Here is a 16,654-nt window from a genome sequence, read left to right as displayed (position 1 = left end):
CGACCGTGGCCGTGGTCGACAGGTGTAGTGAGTCCACCCGGGACTGGGTGTGCGAGGCGGTGCGGATCATCGAGGCGGACGCCAACCGCAGCGCCGACACGCACCTGCTGCGCTTCCCGCTGCCCGCCGAATGGGGCGTGGACCTCTACCTCAAGGACGAGTCCACCCATCCGACCGGCTCGCTCAAGCACCGGCTGGCCCGATCCCTGTTCCTGTACGCGATCTGCAACGGCTGGGTGTGCGAGGGCACCCCGGTGATCGAGGCGTCCTCCGGGTCGACCGCGGTGTCCGAGGCGTACTTCGCCGGTCTGCTCGGGTTGCCCTTCATCGCGGTGATGCCGTCGTCCACCAGCCGGGAGAAGATCGCGCTGATCGAGCGGCAGGGCGGGCGCTGCCACTTCGTCGACGCACCCGGTGCGATCTACGCCGAGTCCCGGCGGCTCGCCGCGGAACTGGGCGGCCACTTCATGGACCAGTTCACCCACGCCGAGCGGGCCACCGACTGGCGGGGCAACAACAACATCGCCGAGTCGATCTTCGAGCAGATGGCCTTCGAGCCGCACCCGGAGCCGGAGTGGATCGTGGTCGGCGCCGGCACCGGCGGTACCAGCGCGACCATCGGCCGGTACATCCGGTACCGGCGGCTGCGCACCCGGCTGGCCGTGGTGGACCCGGAGCGCTCGGTGTTCTTCGAGGCGTGGCGCGACGGGGACCCGGCCCGCACCGGGTGCCTCGGCTCCCGGATCGAGGGCATCGGCCGGCCACGCGTGGAACCGTCCTTCGTCGGCCAGGTGATCGACCGGATGGTCAACGTGCCGGACGCCGCCTCGATCGCCGCGATCCGGGCGGTGGAACCGCTGCTCGGTCGGCGGGTCGGCGGGTCGACCGGGACGAACCTGTGGGGTGCCTTCCAGGTCGTCGCCGCACTGCGCCGGGCCGGCCGCCGGGCCAGCGTGGTGACGCTGCTCTGCGACGGCGGCGAGCGGTACGCGCACACCTACTACGACGACGCCTGGGTGGCCGCCGAGGGCCTGGACCTCGCGCCGTACCACGACATCCTGGAGAAGTTCCTGAGCACCGGCGAGTGGCCGGCCGAGCCGTGACCGGTCAGACGGCGAGCGCCACCCCGGTCAGCACGGCCCACAGCAGCATGGCGATCCCGGTGTCCCGCAGCACCGGCACCAGCGACAGCCCCGCGGCGCCGGAGGACACCCGGCGGGCGGAGAGCACCGCCGGCGGCAGCGCGAGCAGGCCCGCGGCCAGCGGGATCCTGGCGACCGCGAGTACCACGCTGACCACGAACGGCGTAATCACCAGCACCCGGTAGAGCCGCCGGGTACGTGCCTCGCCGAGCATCACCGCGAGCGTGCGCTTGCCGGTCTGCGCGTCGGTGGGGATGTCCCGCAGGTTGTTGGCCACCAGCACGGCCGAGGAGAACGCCCCGACCGCCACCGCGCAGCCGAGCGCGGTCGCGGTCACCGTGCCCGCCTGCAGGTACGTGGTGCCCAGTACGGCCACCAGCCCGAAGAACACGAACACCGCGATCTCGCCGAGGCCCGCGTAGCCGTACGGCCGCTTGCCGCCGGTGTAGTACCAGGCCGCCACGATGGACATCCCACCTGCGACCAGCAGCCACCACCGGCCGGTGGCGGTGACCAGCAGCAGCCCGGTGAGCCCGGCCACGGTGAGGGCGGCGAACGCGGCGTTGCGTACCACGACCGGCCGCACGATGCCGGAGCCGACCAGGCGCAGCGGGCCGACCCGGTGCTCGTCGGTGCCCCGGATGCCGTCCGAGTAGTCGTTGGCGAAGTTCACCCCGATGATCAGCGCGATCGTCATGACCAGCGTCAGCCCGGCCTGCCACCAGACGAACCCGCCGATCTCCGCGGCCGCCCCGGAACCGACCAGCACCGGGGCGATCGCGTTGGGCAGCGTGCGCGGCCGCGCTCCCTCGACCCACTGCGCGACTGTGGCCATGCGTCCAATACTCCGGTACGGGAGGCCCCTTTCGCTCATCGGTGTGACGAACACACACGTCACGTAGCCGACCTACGCGTCCACCGACGAGGAGTCGAACAGCGAGCGCACCGCCCGGCGGTCGATCTTGCCGGGGCCACGCAGCGGCAGTTCCGCCACGAAGCGCAGCGACTTCGGTGCCGCGGCCCGGCCGAGCCGGTCACGCACCGCGGCGCGCAGCGCGTCCTCACCCGGCGGTGTGGCCGGGTCGGCGGGGACCAGCGCGGCGACCACGACCTCGCCCCACTCCCGGTCCGGCACCCCGACCACGCACGCCTCCAGCACCCCGGCCTGCGCGGCGAGTACCCGCTCCACCTCGGCGGGGGCCACCTTGGCGCCGCCGGTGTTGATCAGGTCGTCGACCCGGCCGAGCACCTCCAGCCGCCCGTCCGGGTGTAGCCGGCCGAGGTCGCCGGTGCGGAACCGGCCGGAGACGAACGCCGCCGCGGTGTCCGCCGGCCGCCGCCGGTAGCCGCGTGCCAGCACCGGCCCGGCCAACTCGATCCGCCCCGGATCACCGCCGGTCACCGACACCCGCACACCGTCAAGCGGTGTCCCGTCGTACACGCAGCCGCCGGCGGTCTCGCTCATCCCGTAGGTGGTGACCACCCGCACCCCGGCGTCCCGGGCGCGGCCGAGCAACGCCGGCGGGGTGGCCGCGCCGCCGAGCAGCACGCCGTCGAAGGCGCGCAGCGCGGCCAGGCCCGCCCCGCCGTCCGCCACCAGGCGCACCAACTGGGTCGGCACCAGCGCGGTGTACCGGGGGCCGTCCCCGGCGAGCACCGGTGCGGCCGCCGCCGCGAAGGCGTCCGGCCGGAAGGCACCCGAGAGCACCGCGGGCACCGTGCCGGCGAGCAGCGACCGCAGCAGCACCTGCATGCCGGCGATGTGCGTGGCCGGCAGCGCGAGCAGCCACCGGCCGGGCCCGCCGAGCCGGGCGTGGGTGGCCGTGCCCGAGGCGCGCAGCGCACCCGACGCCAGCAGCACGCCGCGCGGTTCGCCGGTCGAGCCGGAGGTGGCGATCACCAGCGCGGTCGGGTCGCCGGCGTCGTCCTCGCCGTCGTCCAGCGGCCCGGCCAGCGCCTCGGTCAGCCGGGCCGCCCGGCCGGGTTCGTCCACCGGCACCGGCAGCCATGCCGGTCCCTCGCCGGCCAGCGCCCGGCGCAGCGGGTCGAGCAGGTCCAGCACGCCCGCCCCGGCCGGCACCGGCAGCGGCAGCAGTTCGCGCATGGCTAGAAGTACCAGGGGAACCGGCTCCAGTCCGGTTCCCGCTTCTGCAGGAAGGCGTCCCGGCCCTCGACCGCCTCGTCGGTCATGTACGCCAGCCGGGTGGCCTCACCGGCGAACACCTGCTGGCCCACCAGCCCGTCGTCGATCAGGTTGAAGGCGTACTTGAGCATGCGCTGCGCGGTCGGCGACTTGCCGTTGATCTCCCGCGCCCACTCCAGCGCGGTGGCCTCCAGTTCGGCGTGCGGTACGACCGCGTTGACCATGCCCATCCGGTGTGCCTGCTCGGCGGTGTACGGCCGGCCCAGGAAGAAGATCTCCCTGGCGAACTTCTGGCCCACCTGCCTGGCCAGGTAGGCGGAGCCGTAGCCGCCGTCGAAGCTGCCGACGTCCGCGTCGGTCTGCTTGAACCGGGCGTGCTCGGCGCTGGCCAGGGTGAGGTCGCACACCACGTGCAGGCTGTGCCCGCCGCCGGCGGCCCAGCCGGGTACCACGGCGATCACCACCTTGGGCATGAACCGGATCAGCCGCTGGCATTCCAGGATGTGCAGCCGGCCGGCCCGGGCCGGGTCCACGGTCTCCGCGGTGTCCCCGGAGGCGTACCGGTAGCCGTCCCGGCCGCGGATGCGCTGGTCGCCGCCGGAGCAGAACGCCCAGCCGCCGTCCCTCGGGGACGGTCCGTTGCCGGTGATCAGCACGCAGCCGACGTCCGAGGTCATCCGCGCGTGGTCCAGCGCCCGGAACAGCTCGTCCACGGTGTGCGGGCGGAAGGCGTTGCGCACCTCGGGCCGGTTGAACGCGATGCGCACGGTGCCCTGGTCCACCGCGCGGTGGTAGGTGATGTCGGTGAAGTCGAAGCCCTCGACCTCACGCCACGCCTTGGGGTCGAACAGCTCGGAGATCCGCTGGTCTGGCACGCTGCGAGGATATGCGCAGCAGCCCCGCCCACCCCCACCCCGTGAGGCCTACGCCATGAACCCGTCCACCGCGCAGGCCCGCGTGCTGGTCGACGAGCTGGTCCGCAACGGGCTGCGGCACGCCGTGGTGTGCCCCGGCTCGCGCAACGCCCCGCTGTCTTTCGCGCTGCATGAGGCCGCCGAGGCGGGCCGGCTGACCCTGCACGTGCGGGTGGACGAGCGTTCCGGCGGTTTCCTGGCGCTCGGCCTGGCCGCCCGCTCCGCCGTGCCCACCCTGGTGACCTGCACCTCCGGCACGGCCGCGGCGAACCTGCACCCGGCGGTGGTCGAGGCGGACCGGGCGGGCGTGCCGCTGGTCGTGCTCACCGCGGACCGGCCGCCCGAGCTGCGCGCGGCCGGCGCCAGCCAGGTGATCGACCAGGACCGGTTGTACGGGCCGGCGGTGCGGCTGTACGACGAGTTGAGCGTGGCCGAGCGGCGTGCCGGCCAGGTCGCGTACTGGCGCGCTCAGGCGTGCCGGGCCTGGCAGGCAGCGCTCGGCCAGGGCTGGGCCGGCCCGGTGCACCTGAACCTGCCGTTCCGGGAGCCGCTGGTGCCCGGCGGCGACGCGGACTGGCCGGAACCGCTGGACGGCCGGCCAGGCGGCGCGCGGTGGACGGAGGTCGTCGCGCCCGGCGGGGCAGCGCGCGTGCTGCGCCCGACCGCGCGGCGCGGCCTGCTGCTGGCCGCAGAGGGTGACGCGCGCGCGGCGGCGGCATGGGCGGAGCGGCACGGCTGGCCGCTGCTGGCGGAGACCGGCGGCGCCGGGTTCGGCGGCCCGAACGCGATCAGCGCCGGCATGTGGCTGCTCGGCGTCGACGAGTTCCTCCGCAGGCACCGTCCCGATCAGGTGGTCTGCCTTGGCAGGCCGACGGTGTTCCGGCAGGTGGCGCGGCTGCTCGCGGACGAGGGTGTGGAGGTGCTGCTGGTGCACCGCGACACCGCCGGGTGGCCGAACCCCGCGCACCGGGTCGCCCAGGTCGGCGCGTCGCTGGGCGAGCCCACCGAGCCGGGTGACCCGGCGTGGCTGGCCGCCTGGCAGCAGGCCGGCAAGCAGGCCGCGGTCGCGGTGCACGCCGCGCTGGACGCCGAGAACTGGCCCACCGGGCCGCACCTGGCCCGCGCGCTGGTGGACGCGCTGCCCCCGGATGCGCTGCTCGTGATCGGCTCGTCCAACCCGACCAGGGACGTCGCGCTGGCCGCCCGCGCCCGGCCGGACGTGCGGGTGCTGCGCAACCGCGGCGTGGCCGGCATCGACGGCACGGTGTCCACCGCGGTCGGCGCGACCCTGGCGCACGGCGGCCCCGGTTACGCACTGCTTGGCGACCTGACCTTCCTGCACGACGGGAACGGGTTACTGATCCCGCCCGGCGAGCCCCGGCCGGACCTCGCCGTCGTGGTGTTCAACGACTCGGGCGGCGGCATCTTCTCGCTGCTGGAGCAGGGCGCGGCCGAGCACGAGGCGGCCTTCGAACGGGTCTTCGGCACCCCGCACGACGTCGACCTGGCCGCGCTGTGCGCCGCGCACCGGGTGCCGCACACGCTGGCCGGCGACCCCGACACGCTGCGCGCGGCGCTGCGCCCCGCCCCCGGGCTGCGGGTGGTCGAGGTGCGCGGCCGCCGCGACGGCCTGCGCGCCCTGCATGCCAGGCTGCGCTCCGCCGTCGCCGCCGCGCTCGCCTGATCGCCTCCCTCTCCCCGCGTTCAGCGGGCGCAACGGCAGTTCCGCGGCGCCCGAAACCGCCGTTCAGCCCGCTGAATGCGGGAATCGGTGCCGCTCGACCGGGTGAAGCCCGGCCCGGTGAGACCCGACCGTCGTCGGTAGTACGCAGAGTGGCTGCCTACTTACGCTCGGCGCACTGTTCTCCCGATCGACAGGAGGTCGAGACGTGTCGGGAAGATCCAGTCTGCGCCTCTGCACGGCTGCCGCGCTGTGCGCCGCCACCCTGATCGGCGCCCCGGCCGGCGCCGCGAGCGCGACCCCCCTACCGGGTGGGCCGAGCATCGGCGACAGCTATTACCCGGGTGATGGCAACACCGGCTACGACGCCACCCACTACGACATCCGGCTCACCTACCAGCCCGGCACCGACCACCTCGACGGCAGCACCACCGTGCTGCTCACCCCAACCCAGGACCTCAGCCGGTTCAACCTGGACTTCGCGCTCACCGTGCATTCGGTGCTGGTGGACAACGTGCCGGCACGGTTCACCGAGGGTGACGGCGAACTCGTGATCACCCCGGCGGCGCCGCTCGCCCAGGGCCGCCCGGCCACCGTGGTGGTGCGCTACGACGGCGTCCCGTCCGAGGTGACCGTGGGCGGCGAGCAGGCGTGGAAGCGCACCGCGGACGGCGCGCTCGCGGTCGACGAGCCGCACATCGCCCGCTGGTGGTTCCCGAGCGACGACCATCCGCTGGATAAGGCCAGCTACGACGTGTCGGTCGCGGTGCCGGACGGCACCCAGGTGATCTCCAACGGGGTGCTCACCGGCACCACCAGCCGGCTGGGCTGGACCAGGTGGAACTGGCGCAGCAGCCGGCCGCAGGCCAGCTACCTGGCGTTCCTGGCAATCGGCCACTTCGATGTCCGGCGGGCCACCGGGCTCGCCGGGCAACCACTGGTCACCGCGTACGGCACCGGCCTCGGCGACAGCGCGGACGCGGCCAGGGCCAGCGTGGAGCGCACCCCGGAGGCGCTGGAGTTCCTGTCCGGCCTGTTCGGCCCGTACCCGTTCGAGGCGCAGGGCGGCGTGGTGGCTTCGGAGGGGTTGGGCTTCGCGCTCGAGAACCAGACCCGGCCGGTGTACAGCCCGAAGTTCTTCGCCAGGGGCGCGAACACGTACGTGGTGGTGCACGAGAACGCGCACCAGTGGTTCGGCGACGCGGTGTCCGTCGCGCACTGGCGGGACATCTGGCTGAACGAGGGCTTCGCCACCTTCGCCGAGTGGCTGTGGTCCGAGCACGAGCACGAGGGCACCGCCCAGCAGCTTTTCGACCACACCTACGCCCAGCACCCGGCGGAGGACCCGTTCTGGCAGGTGTTGCCGGGCGCCCGGGCCGGAGAAGCAGTTCGACGTCGCCGTCTACGACCGGGGCGCGATGACCCTGCAGGCGCTGCGCAACGTCATCGGCGACGACGCGATGTTCCGCCTGCTGCGCGCGTGGGTGGCCGAGCACCGGTACGGCAACGGCACGATCGCGGATTTCATCGCCCTGGCGGACCGCGTCTCTGGTAAGCGCCTTGATCCGCTCTTCGAAACCTGGCTGTTTACCCGAGGTAAGCCGGCGCTCGGCCCGGCCACCGGGCTGTCGTTCGGCGCGGTGCGGCCCGCTCCGGAGCCGGCGTCCTACCCGGTGCTCCGGCGCACGCACGAGCTGCTCGCGCGCTCGGGTGGCTGACCGGCGCCCGCCGGGTCAGCCGAGGGTGGTGCCGTCCTCCAACGCCTCGCGCATCGGGACGAGCTTGGCCGCGGCCTCGCGCACCTCGCTGTCCGGATCGGAGTCGGCGACGATGCCGCAGCCGGCGAACAGCCGCACCGCGCCGTCCCCCAGCTCGGCGCAGCGCAGGGCGATGCCCAGCTCACCGCCGCCCTCGGCGTCCAGCCAGCCGACTGGACCGGTGTAGCGGCCGCGGTCCATCGGCTCCAGTTCGGCGATCAACCGCACGGCGGCGGCGGTCGGAAAACCACCGACCGCCGCCGTCGGGTGCACCGCCTCGGCCAGCCGCAGTAACGGGGTGCCGTCGAGCAGCCGCCCGTGCACCTCGCTGGCCAGGTGCAACACGTTGGGCAGCCGCATCACGGTGGGCGCCTCCGGCACCCGCAGTTCGGCGCAGTACGGCGACAGCGTCGCGGCCAGCGACCGCACCGCGAACCGGTGCTCCTCGCGGTCCTTGGCCGAGCCGAGCAGCCCGGCGGCCAGCTCGTCGGCGTCCACGCCCGGGCGGGGCCAGGTGGTCCCGGCCAGCACACGGGACGACACCCGCCGGCCGGTGCGCCGGAGCAGCAGCTCCGGGGTGGCGCCGACCAGGCCGTCCACCGCGTACGCCCAGCAGTTCGGGTACCGGTCGGCCAGCCGGCGCAGCAGGAACCGGGCGTCCACCGGGCCGTCGGTGACGGCGAGCAGGTCGTGCGCGAGGACCACCTTGTCCAGCTCGCCGGTGCGCATCCGGTGCACTGCCTTGTGCACGGCGTCGCGGTACCCCACCACCGGGAGCTGGCCGGCGGTGTAGCGGTCCACGGTGGGCCGCCGCACCGGGCGCACCCGCTGCATGGGGACCTGGGCGGCGCCATCCCCCGGACCGCCGATTTCGGTGATCCATGTCACGCCGTCCCGCTGGCCGACCACGACCCTGGGCACGACCAGCACCGACCGGCCGGGTTCGTCGGCGAAGGCGATGCTGGTGAACGCCACCGGGCCGGTGCCCGGGCGTCTGACGTCGTCCTGCACGTCGAACTCGCTGGCGAATCTCCGCCACCAGCGGTCGAGTTCGGCGAACCGGTCGGGTCCGGAGGCTTCGACCCTGGCGGCCTCTCCCCAGCCGACCAGGCCCTCGCCGCCGCTCACCCACGCCAGGGCGTCATCCGGCCCCGGCAGCAGGTCGAGTAGTTCGACCGGGCAGGAGACCTCGCGGGTACGCACACGCAGCCAGCGGCTACTTCGCGAAGATGCAGGTGAGGTCACCCGCTGAGGGTATGTCGCAAAGGCGCAGGCCGCGCTCCCGCCCCGGCTCTAGACTCGGGCGACGTGGCGGAGAACTCAGCCGTGGCGAACGCGGCAGCAGCGGACCCGAGACCGGCCGGCGTCGAGGCCGCCACGGGGGTCGCCACCGCGCCGGCCGCCGAGATGGACGGCAACGGCCCAGCCGGCACGCCCGGCGGCGGGCGCCGCGCGCGGTTCGGCTGGCACGGGTTGGGCCGCGCCCGGCGGATCGCCGCGCTCGTGCTGATCGGCCTCGCCGCGCTGGTCTCGCTGCTGTGCGTGCTGCTGGTGGTCTCCGCCTGGCTGGAGGACGCGTCGATCAACGCGCGCACCGGCCGGGCCACCGCCGAGGTGGTCTCCGTGGCGTTCAACCGCACGGTGGTGCGCTTCGACACCCCGGACGGCGCGGTGCGCATCCCGCCCGACGGCGTGCTCTACCCGGAGGGCCTGGAGCAGGGCCAACTCGTCCGGGTCGAGTACGACACGAACAACCCCGACCTCGTCCGGGTCGCCGGCCGTGGCGCCTACCTCACCTACCTGCCCGCCGGGTCGACGCTGCTCGGGGTGTGGGCCGTGGTGCTGCCCGGGCTGTGGTGGCTGCGCCGCCCGTCCCGCGCCTCGTGAGCGGCCAGGTGTGACACTTCTCCTCGGATTCGAGGAGAAGGTGTAACATCTGCGTCGGGAGGTGGGTGGTGTGTCAGAGCGGACCACACCCGAGGGTGAGCTGGAGCGGCAGTTCGAGCGGACGGTCGCCGCGGAGGCGCGGATCGAGCCGCGGGACTGGATGCCGGACGGCTACCGCCGCACGCTGATCCGGCAGATCGCCCAGCACGCGCACTCCGAGATCATCGGCATGCAGCCGGAGGGCAACTGGATCACCCGGGCCCCCTCGCTCCGCCGCAAGGCGATCCTGCTGGCCAAGGTGCAGGACGAGGCAGGGCACGGGCTGTACCTGTACTCGGCCACCGAGACCCTCGGCGCCGACCGCGAGGAACTCACCCGGAACCTGATCGAGGGCCGGCAGAAGTACTCGTCGATCTTCAACTACCCCACGCTGACCTTCGCCGACGTGGGTGTCATCGGTTGGTTGGTGGACGGTGCGGCGATCTGTAACCAGGTGCCGCTGTGCCGTACCTCGTACGGCCCGTACGCGCGCGCGATGATCCGCATCTGCAAGGAGGAGTCGTTCCACCAGCGGCAGGGCTACGAGCTGCTGATGACCATGATGCGCGGCACCGAGGAGCAGCGGCGGATGGTGCAGGACGCGACCAACCGCTGGTGGTGGCCGTCGCTGATGATGTTCGGACCGCCGGACGGCGACTCGCCGAACACCCGGCAGTCCATGGCCTGGCGGATCAAGCGGCACACCAACGACGAGCTGCGGCAGAAGTTCGTGGACATGACCGTGCCGCAGGCCGAGCGGCTCGGCGTCACCCTGCCCGATCCCGAGCTGCGCTGGAACCCCGAACGCGGCCACTACGACTTCGGCACGCCTGACTGGGCCGAGTTCAAGCGGGTGGTCTCCGGCGACGGCCCGTGCAACGCGCAGCGGCTGGCGCACCGCCGCAAGGCCCACGAGGACGGCGCCTGGGTGCGCGAGGCAGCCGCCGCCTACGCCGCCAGGCGGTCCGCCGAGCGGAAGGGGGCGGCATGAGCTGGCCGCTGTGGGAGGTGTTCGTGCGCGGCAAGCGCGGGCTGAACCACGTGCACGTGGGCTCGCTGCACGCGCCGGACGCCGAACTGGCACTGCGCCACGCCCGGGACGTCTACACCCGGCGCAACGAGGGCGTGAGCATCTGGGTGGTGCCCGCCGGCGCCATCACCGCGTCCAGCCCGGACGAGAAGGACCCGTTCTTCGCGCCCAGCGGGGACAAGGTGTACCGGCACCCCACCTTCTACGTCATCCCCGACGACGTACCGCACCTGTGAGACCTGCCATGGCGTTCGACAACGCGTACGAGTCGCTGACCGAGGAGCACGGCGAGGAGACTCGCTGGGCGTACGGCACGGGCTTCGCCGACACCATGGCCGGGGTCGCCCACGCGCTGCCCGCCGGCGCCGACCCGGCCGACCTCTTCGCGTACTGCCTGATGCTCGGCGACGACGCGCTGGTGCTGGCCCAGCGGCTGGCCGAGTGGTGCTCGCGCGCGCCCGAACTGGAGGAGGACGTCGCGCTGGCCAACATCGGGCTCGACCTGCTCGGCCAGGCCCGACCGCTTTACACCAGGGCGGGCGAGGTGTACCCGGCGGGCCGGCCGGCCGGGGTGCCCCGCCACGTGCCGGACGAGGACGCGCTGGCCTATTTCCGGGACGAGCACGCCTTCCGCAACGTGCGGCTGGTGGAGATCGACTGCGGCCCCGGGCCCGGCGGGGACTTCGCCGCCACCATCGCCCGGCTGCTGGTGTTCTCCTCCTGGCGGCTGGCGCTGCTGTCCCGACTGACCTCCTCGACCGACCCGGTGCTGGCCGCGGTGGCCGCAAAGGGCGTCAAGGAACTGGCCTACCACCGCGACCACGCCGCGCAGTGGACACTGCGGCTCGGCGACGGCACCGAGGAGTCGCACCGACGCATGGTCGCCGGGCTGGCCACGGTGTGGCCGCTGCTGGACGAGCTGTTCATCGCGCATCCGGTGGAGCTGCGGCTGGCCGAGACCGGCGTCGCCGCGGACCCGTCGGCGCTGGAGTCCGAAGTGGACGAGGTGCTGGACCAGGTCCTCGCGCGGGCCGGGCTGGACCGCCCCGAGGTGCGGCCGCTGGCCCCGGTGGGCGGCCGCGCCGGCCGGGACGGCGTGCACACCGAGGCCATGGGCTACCTGCTCGCCGAGATGCAGTACCTGGCCCGCAGCCAGCCCGAGGCGGTGTGGTGAGGATGCCCGGCGTGGAGCTGGCCCGGCGGGTCGCCGAGGGCGTGCCCGACCCGGAGCTGCCCGTGCTCACCCTCGCCGACCTCGGCGTGCTGCGCGACGTGCGGGTCACCGGCCACCGGGCGGTGGTCACCGTGACGCCCACCTACTCCGGCTGCCCCGCGCTGGACGCCATCCGGGACGACCTGCGCGCCCGGCTGCGCGAGGCCGGCTTCCCCGAGGTGGAGGTGCGCACCGCGCTGCACCCTGCCTGGACCACCGACTGGATCAGCGACGCCGGGCGGCGCAAGCTCGCCGAGGCCGGCATCGCACCGCCGGACCGGCTCGGCCCGCGGCCCGCCGGCCCGGTGCCACTCCGGCTCGACCCCCCGGCGCGCACCGTGCGCTGCCCGCGCTGCGGCTCGCCAGACACCGTCGAGCTGTCCCACTTCGGCGCCACAGCGTGCAGGGCGCTGCGCCGCTGCACGGCCTGCGCCGAGCCGTTCGAGCACGTCAAGGAGATCTAGCCGTGGCGTCACCGGTGCGCACCGCGACCCGCCGGCCCACCTTCCATCCGCTGGCCATCACCCGGGTGGACCGGCTGTGCGCGGATGCCGTGGCGGTCACCTTCGACGTGCCGCCCGAGCTGGCCGGCGACTTCGCCTTCCGCCCCGGCCAGTACCTCACGGTGCGCCGCACCGTGGCCGGCCGGGAGGAGCGCCGCAACTACTCGATCTGCGCCCCGGCCGGCGCCGCGCCCCGCATCGGGGTACGGCGGATCGACGGCGGCCTGTTCTCCGCTCACCTGGTCGACCGCGCCAGGCCCGGCGACGTGCTCGACGTGCTGCCGCCGCAGGGTTCGTTCACCCCGCCGGACGGCCCGGCGCACCACGCCTTCCTGGCCGCCGGGTCCGGGATCACCCCGGTACTGTCCATTGTGGCCAGTGTGCTGCCGGCGCACCCGGACACCAGGGTCACCCTGGTCTACGGCAACCGCCGCTCGGACACCGTGATGTTCGCCGACGAGCTGGCCGACCTGAAGGATCGCTACCCGTCCCGCCTGCAGCTGGTGCACGTGCTGTCCCGGGAACCACGGGACGTGGAGCTGTTCTCCGGCCGGCTCGACGCCGACCGGCTGCGCCGGCTCGCCGAGACGGTGATTCCCACCGGCGACGTGGACCACTGGTGGCTGTGTGGGCCGTACGGCATGGTCACCGACGCGCAGGCGGTGCTCGCCGAGCGCGGCGTGCCGGCCGACCGGGTACACCGCGAACTGTTCTATGTGGACGCTCCGCCGCCACCGCCGCGCCGGGTGGAACACGCCGAGCGGGCGGTCGCCGAGGTCACGGTGCTGCTGGACGGCCGGCGCACCACCGTGCCGCTACCCGCGGACACCCCGATCCTGGACGGGGCTCAGCGGGTCCGCGCCGACCTGCCGTTCGCCTGCAAGGGCGGGGTGTGCGGCACCTGCCGCGCCCGGCTGGTCGACGGCGAGGTGCGCATGCGCCGCAACTACGCGCTGGAGCAGCACGAACTGGACGCCGGTTTCGTGCTCACCTGTCAGTCCTTGCCGGTCACCGAGCACGTCACCGTCGACTACGACGCCTGACAAGCCGGGCCGCGGCAGGCGTGGATGGCGATGCCTGGTTCACTCGGCGGCCTTCTGCCACCAGGACAGCACCTCGTCGGCCACGCCCGGAGCGGCGACCAGCAGGCCGTCCACCGGCAGCGGGGTGTCCTCGCCGTGCCGGTCCAGCACGTGCGCCCCGGCCTCCAGGGCCAGCGCGATCGCTCCGGCCACATCCCACTCGTGGTAGCTGTGCAGCACGGCGGCCGCCGCGTGGCCGAGCGCCACCTGCGCCACGGCCAGTGCCGCCGAGCCGAGCACCCGCACCCCGGCGTGCGCCTCGGCGGCGTGCGCCACGAACCCGGTCATCCCCGGCCACGGGCCGTTGCGGGCCAGTTCGGTGCATACGATCGCGCCCGCCGTGGACGTCCGGTCGGCCAGCCGCACGGGCATGCCGTTGGCCCGCATGCCCCGGCCCCGCGCCGCCGCGTAGATCTGCGCCCGGTACGGGTCGGCCACCACGCCCACCACCGGGCCCGAACCGTCCACCAGGGCGAGGCTGTAGGCGCACCACGGCACCCCGGCCACGTAGTTGGCGGTGCCGTCCACCGGGTCGACCACCCAGCGGTACTTCGCCCCCTCGGCGCTGGCGTCGCTGCCGAACTCCTCGCCGATCACCGGGATGCCCGGGAACTCGGCGGCCAGCACCCGGCGGGTGTGCCGCTCCAGCGTCCGGTCGGTGTCGGTCACCCAGTCGAACGGCGACTCCTTGGCCTCCGGCCGCGCACCTCGGCCCGCTGTCGCGGTGATGACGTCCGATGCGTCGTTCGCGAGCCGCCCCGCCACCTCGAGGGCGCGGGAGAGCAGGCCGGGATCGACGGGATGCGCCGGGCGTGAGGACAAGAGGGTCACGCCGGTCTAGCGTGATCGCGCCGGGTGACCGTGGTGCGACACAGAGGTGACAGGAGATAGATCGCCAGGCCAAGTCTGGAGGTCGGACCCGGCGGGCGGAAGGCCAACGATGAGGATTTCCGCCACAGTTCGCCAGGGTGTTACACCATCGTTCACTCGCCGGCCGCCGAAACACGCGAATGTGTCCGGGTGCGCGTCGCGATCGTCACCGAGAGCTTCCTTCCGCAGGTGAACGGGGTGACCAACTCGGTCCTGCGGGTGCTGGAGCACCTGCGGCGACACGGCCTGCCGGCGCTGGTCGTCGCGCCCGGCAACGGGCCGGACCACCACGAGGACACCCCGGTGGTCCGGGTCCCCGCGGTGGACCTGCCGGTGGTGTCCTCGCTGCCCATCGGCGTGCCGACCAGGAAGGTGCTGACCGCGCTCGCCGGGTTCGCCCCGGACGTGGTGCACCTGGCCTCGCCGTTCGTGCTGGGCGCGCGCGGGCTGTCCGCGGCGCGCCGGCTCGGCGTGCCGACCGTCGCCGTCTACCAGACCGACGTGGCCGGGTTCGCCGGCAGTTACGGGCTCGGCCTGACCGCGCGGGCGGCGTGGCGGTGGACCCGGCGGCTGCACACCCTGGCCAGCCGCACCCTGGCCCCGTCCGGCTGGGCGGTGGACGCGCTGCGCGAGCACGGCGTGCCCCGGGTGTTCCGCTGGGCGCGCGGCGTCGATACGAACCTGTTCCGACCCTCCCGGCGGGACGACCGGCTGCGCGCCGAGCTGGCCCCGAACGGCGAGCTGCTGGTCGGCTACGTCGGCCGGCTGGCCCCGGAGAAGCAGGTCACCCGGCTCGCTGCCCTGCAGGGCATGCCCGGCGTCCGGGTGGTCGTCGTCGGCGACGGCCCCGACCTGCCAGCGCTGCGCGAGCGGCTGCCCGGCGCGGCGTTCCTCGGCTTCCGCACCGGCGAGCCGCTGGCCGCCGCGTACGCCAGCCTGGACGTGTTCGTGCACACCGGCCCGCACGAGACCTTCTGCCAGGCCGTGCAGGAGGCGATGGCCAGCGGCGTGCCGGTGATCGCCCCGGACGCCGGCGGCCCGCGCGACCTGGTCCGTCCCGGCCGCACCGGCTACCTCTTGCCCGCGCACGACGACGAGGCGTTCGGCACCGGGCTGCGCGCCGCGGTGGGCGCGCTGGGCGACGACGACCTGCGTACCGCGTTCGGCACGGCGGCCCGGAAGTCGGTGCTCGGCCGGAGCTGGCCGGCGCTGTGTGACGAGCTGCTCGGCCATTACGCTGCGGTGGTGGGCGAAACCCGGCGGCGCGCCGCCTGAGTGGGATGCGCATCATCCAGCTGGCGAACTTCTACGGACCCCGCTCCGGCGGCCTGCGCACCGCCCTGCACCACCTCGGCGCGGGCTACGTGCTGCGCGGCCATGAGGTCGTGCTGGTGGTGCCCGGATCGGCGCCGGCCGACGAGATGCTGCCCACCGGGGTGCGGCGGATCACCCTGCCGGCGCCCCGCATCCCCAAGACCGGCGGCTACCGCGCGGTCGACCCGTGGCGGGTGCGGGCCCTGCTGGAACGGCTGCGCCCGGAGCGGCTGGAGGTCTCCGACCGGCTCACCCTGCGCGGCATGGGCCGCTGGGCGGCGCGGCACGGGGTGAACAGCGTGGTGATCTCGCACGAGCGGCTGGACCGGCTGCTGGAGCAGTTCCTCATGCCCGGCCCGGCCGCCCGCCGGGTCGCCGACTGGGCCAACGCGCGGATGGCGGCCAGCTACGACACCGTGGTGTGCACCACCGAGTTCGCCCGCGAGGAGTTCGCCCGGGTCTCCGCGCCGAACGTCCGGCGGGTGCCGCTCGGCGTCGACCTGGAGACGTTCACCCCGGTCCGGCGCGATCCCGGGCTCCGCTCCGACCTGGCCGGCGGCGCGAGCACGCTGCTGGTGCACTGCGGCCGGCTGTCTCCGGAGAAGCACGTGGAGCGCAGCGTGGACACCGCGGCGGCGCTGCGTGACTCTGGCGAGCGGGTGCGGCTGGTGGTGGCCGGTGACGGGCCCAGCCGGGAGATGCTGGAACGCCGGGCCCGCGGCCTGCCGGTCACCTTCCTGGGCTTCGTCAACTCCCGCTCCGACGTGGCCACCCTGCTCGCCTCGGCGGACGTGTCGCTGGCGCCGGGGCCGCACGAGACGTTCGGGCTGGCCGCGCTGGAGGCGCTGGCCTCGGGCACGCCGGTGGTGGTGTCCGCGTCGTCGGCGCTGCGCGAGATCGTCGGCCCCGGCTACGGCGCGGCCGTGCCCGACCACGCGCCCGCGTTCGCCGACGCGGTGACCCAGATCATGGCCGGCCCCGAGCCGGACCGCAGGGCCGCGGCCCGCGCCAGGGCGGAACAGTTCCCCTGGCCGGCGGCGGTGGACGGGATGCTCACCGCGCTGCGCGTACCCTGCTGA

The 16,654-nt window shown here is 74.2% G+C and carries 15 protein-coding genes and 1 pseudogene; 11 read left to right on the top strand and 5 right to left on the bottom strand.

Going from position 1 to position 16,654, the window contains the following annotated elements:
* The first annotated feature begins 5 nt into the window (after positions 1 to 5).
* Complete coding sequence (gene cds1 / locus FFT21_RS05285; RefSeq protein WP_137812601.1) at positions 6 to 1,103, top strand: L-cysteine desulfhydrase Cds1; 1,098 nt, start codon at positions 6 to 8, stop codon at positions 1,101 to 1,103.
* A 4-nt stretch (positions 1,104 to 1,107) separates the two neighbouring features.
* Here cds1 and FFT21_RS05280 read toward each other — a convergent pair whose 3' ends face one another.
* From FFT21_RS05280 to FFT21_RS05270, 3 genes are all read right to left on the bottom strand, one after another.
* A complete protein-coding gene (locus FFT21_RS05280; RefSeq protein WP_137812600.1) occupies positions 1,108 to 1,977 on the bottom strand; it encodes a 1,4-dihydroxy-2-naphthoate polyprenyltransferase in 870 nt (289 codons plus the stop codon).
* A 72-nt stretch (positions 1,978 to 2,049) separates the two neighbouring features.
* Positions 2,050 to 3,246, bottom strand: coding sequence for an o-succinylbenzoate--CoA ligase (menE, locus tag FFT21_RS05275; RefSeq protein ID WP_137812599.1), 1,197 nt, complete (start codon positions 3,244 to 3,246; stop codon positions 2,050 to 2,052).
* Positions 3,247 to 3,248: 2 nt separating this feature from the next.
* Complete coding sequence (locus FFT21_RS05270) at positions 3,249 to 4,160, bottom strand: 1,4-dihydroxy-2-naphthoyl-CoA synthase (protein ID WP_137812598.1); 912 nt, start codon at positions 4,158 to 4,160, stop codon at positions 3,249 to 3,251.
* 55 nt (positions 4,161 to 4,215) lie between these two features.
* On the opposite strand from FFT21_RS05270, the gene menD reads away from it, so the two are divergent.
* Positions 4,216 to 5,883 (top strand): 2-succinyl-5-enolpyruvyl-6-hydroxy-3-cyclohexene-1-carboxylic-acid synthase, encoded by a 1,668-nt coding sequence (gene menD, locus FFT21_RS05265; protein ID WP_137812597.1) that lies wholly within the window; start codon positions 4,216 to 4,218, stop codon positions 5,881 to 5,883.
* Positions 5,884 to 6,106: 223 nt separating this feature from the next.
* A pseudogene (locus FFT21_RS05260) lies at positions 6,107 to 7,598 on the top strand (M1 family metallopeptidase).
* A gap of 15 nt (positions 7,599 to 7,613) precedes the next feature.
* Here the strand turns inward: FFT21_RS05260 and FFT21_RS05255 are convergent.
* Positions 7,614 to 8,882, bottom strand: a complete 1,269-nt coding sequence (locus tag FFT21_RS05255; protein WP_137812596.1) for an isochorismate synthase — start codon at positions 8,880 to 8,882, stop codon at positions 7,614 to 7,616.
* Between the two features lie 63 nt (positions 8,883 to 8,945).
* Between FFT21_RS05255 and FFT21_RS05250 the strand changes: the two genes are divergently transcribed.
* The 6 genes from FFT21_RS05250 to paaE all read left to right on the top strand — a co-directional run bounded on the left by FFT21_RS05250 (position 8,946) and on the right by paaE (position 13,352).
* Positions 8,946 to 9,524 (top strand): DUF3592 domain-containing protein, encoded by a 579-nt coding sequence (locus tag FFT21_RS05250; RefSeq protein ID WP_307722899.1) that lies wholly within the window; start codon positions 8,946 to 8,948, stop codon positions 9,522 to 9,524.
* 70 nt (positions 9,525 to 9,594) lie between these two features.
* Complete coding sequence (paaA, locus tag FFT21_RS05245) at positions 9,595 to 10,554, top strand: 1,2-phenylacetyl-CoA epoxidase subunit PaaA (protein ID WP_137812595.1); 960 nt, start codon at positions 9,595 to 9,597, stop codon at positions 10,552 to 10,554.
* Positions 10,551 to 10,829, top strand: a complete 279-nt coding sequence (gene paaB / locus FFT21_RS05240; protein WP_137812594.1) for a 1,2-phenylacetyl-CoA epoxidase subunit PaaB — start codon at positions 10,551 to 10,553, stop codon at positions 10,827 to 10,829. The genes paaA and paaB overlap by 4 nt, the downstream gene beginning before the upstream one ends.
* 8 nt (positions 10,830 to 10,837) lie before the next feature.
* Positions 10,838 to 11,767 (top strand): 1,2-phenylacetyl-CoA epoxidase subunit PaaC, encoded by a 930-nt coding sequence (gene paaC / locus FFT21_RS05235; protein WP_137812593.1) that lies wholly within the window; start codon positions 10,838 to 10,840, stop codon positions 11,765 to 11,767.
* Between the two features lie 2 nt (positions 11,768 to 11,769).
* The gene (paaD, locus tag FFT21_RS05230; protein ID WP_137812592.1) at positions 11,770 to 12,270 is read left to right on the top strand and encodes a 1,2-phenylacetyl-CoA epoxidase subunit PaaD; all 501 of its coding nucleotides are present in this window, start codon (positions 11,770 to 11,772) and stop codon (positions 12,268 to 12,270) included.
* Between the two features lie 2 nt (positions 12,271 to 12,272).
* Positions 12,273 to 13,352 carry a 1,2-phenylacetyl-CoA epoxidase subunit PaaE gene (paaE, locus tag FFT21_RS05225; protein WP_192909391.1) on the top strand — a complete coding sequence of 360 codons (1,080 nt, stop codon included), beginning with the start codon at positions 12,273 to 12,275 and terminating at the stop codon, positions 13,350 to 13,352.
* Positions 13,353 to 13,391: 39 nt separating this feature from the next.
* On the opposite strand, the gene FFT21_RS05220 is transcribed toward paaE, so the two are convergent.
* On the bottom strand, positions 13,392 to 14,222 hold the full coding sequence (locus FFT21_RS05220; RefSeq protein ID WP_137812591.1) for an inositol monophosphatase family protein: 831 nt from the start codon (positions 14,220 to 14,222) through the stop codon (positions 13,392 to 13,394).
* Between the two features lie 189 nt (positions 14,223 to 14,411).
* Here FFT21_RS05220 and FFT21_RS05215 point away from each other — a divergent pair, with 189 nt between their 5' ends.
* Positions 14,412 to 15,536: a glycosyltransferase family 4 protein gene (locus FFT21_RS05215; RefSeq protein WP_192909390.1), complete on the top strand. Its 1,125-nt coding sequence runs from the start codon at positions 14,412 to 14,414 to the stop codon at positions 15,534 to 15,536.
* A gap of 5 nt (positions 15,537 to 15,541) precedes the next feature.
* Positions 15,542 to 16,654, top strand: coding sequence for a glycosyltransferase (locus FFT21_RS05210; RefSeq protein ID WP_137812590.1), 1,113 nt, complete (start codon positions 15,542 to 15,544; stop codon positions 16,652 to 16,654).

It is taken from the genome of Gandjariella thermophila (assembly GCF_005405885.1).
Taxonomy (GTDB): Bacteria; Actinomycetota; Actinomycetes; order Mycobacteriales; family Pseudonocardiaceae; genus Gandjariella; species Gandjariella thermophila.
The sequence above is the reverse complement of the archived record's forward strand: the minus strand, read 5'-3'. Positions and strand labels throughout refer to the sequence as shown.

What these genes read in the sequence shown, in the direction of transcription:
- FFT21_RS05210 (WP_137812590.1), top strand. Translation starts at nt 15,542, where the DNA reads ATGCGCATCATCCAGCTGGCGAACTTCTACGGACCCCGCTCCGGCGGC.
- menD (WP_137812597.1), top strand. Translation starts at nt 4,216, where the DNA reads ATGAACCCGTCCACCGCGCAGGCCCGCGTGCTGGTCGACGAGCTGGTC.
- paaD (WP_137812592.1), top strand. Translation starts at nt 11,770, where the DNA reads ATGCCCGGCGTGGAGCTGGCCCGGCGGGTCGCCGAGGGCGTGCCCGAC.
- paaB (WP_137812594.1), top strand. Translation starts at nt 10,551, where the DNA reads ATGAGCTGGCCGCTGTGGGAGGTGTTCGTGCGCGGCAAGCGCGGGCTG.
- menE (WP_137812599.1), bottom strand. Translation starts at nt 3,246, where the DNA reads ATGCGCGAACTGCTGCCGCTGCCGGTGCCGGCCGGGGCGGGCGTGCTG.
- paaC (WP_137812593.1), top strand. Translation starts at nt 10,838, where the DNA reads ATGGCGTTCGACAACGCGTACGAGTCGCTGACCGAGGAGCACGGCGAG.
- FFT21_RS05280 (WP_137812600.1), bottom strand. Translation starts at nt 1,977, where the DNA reads ATGGCCACAGTCGCGCAGTGGGTCGAGGGAGCGCGGCCGCGCACGCTG.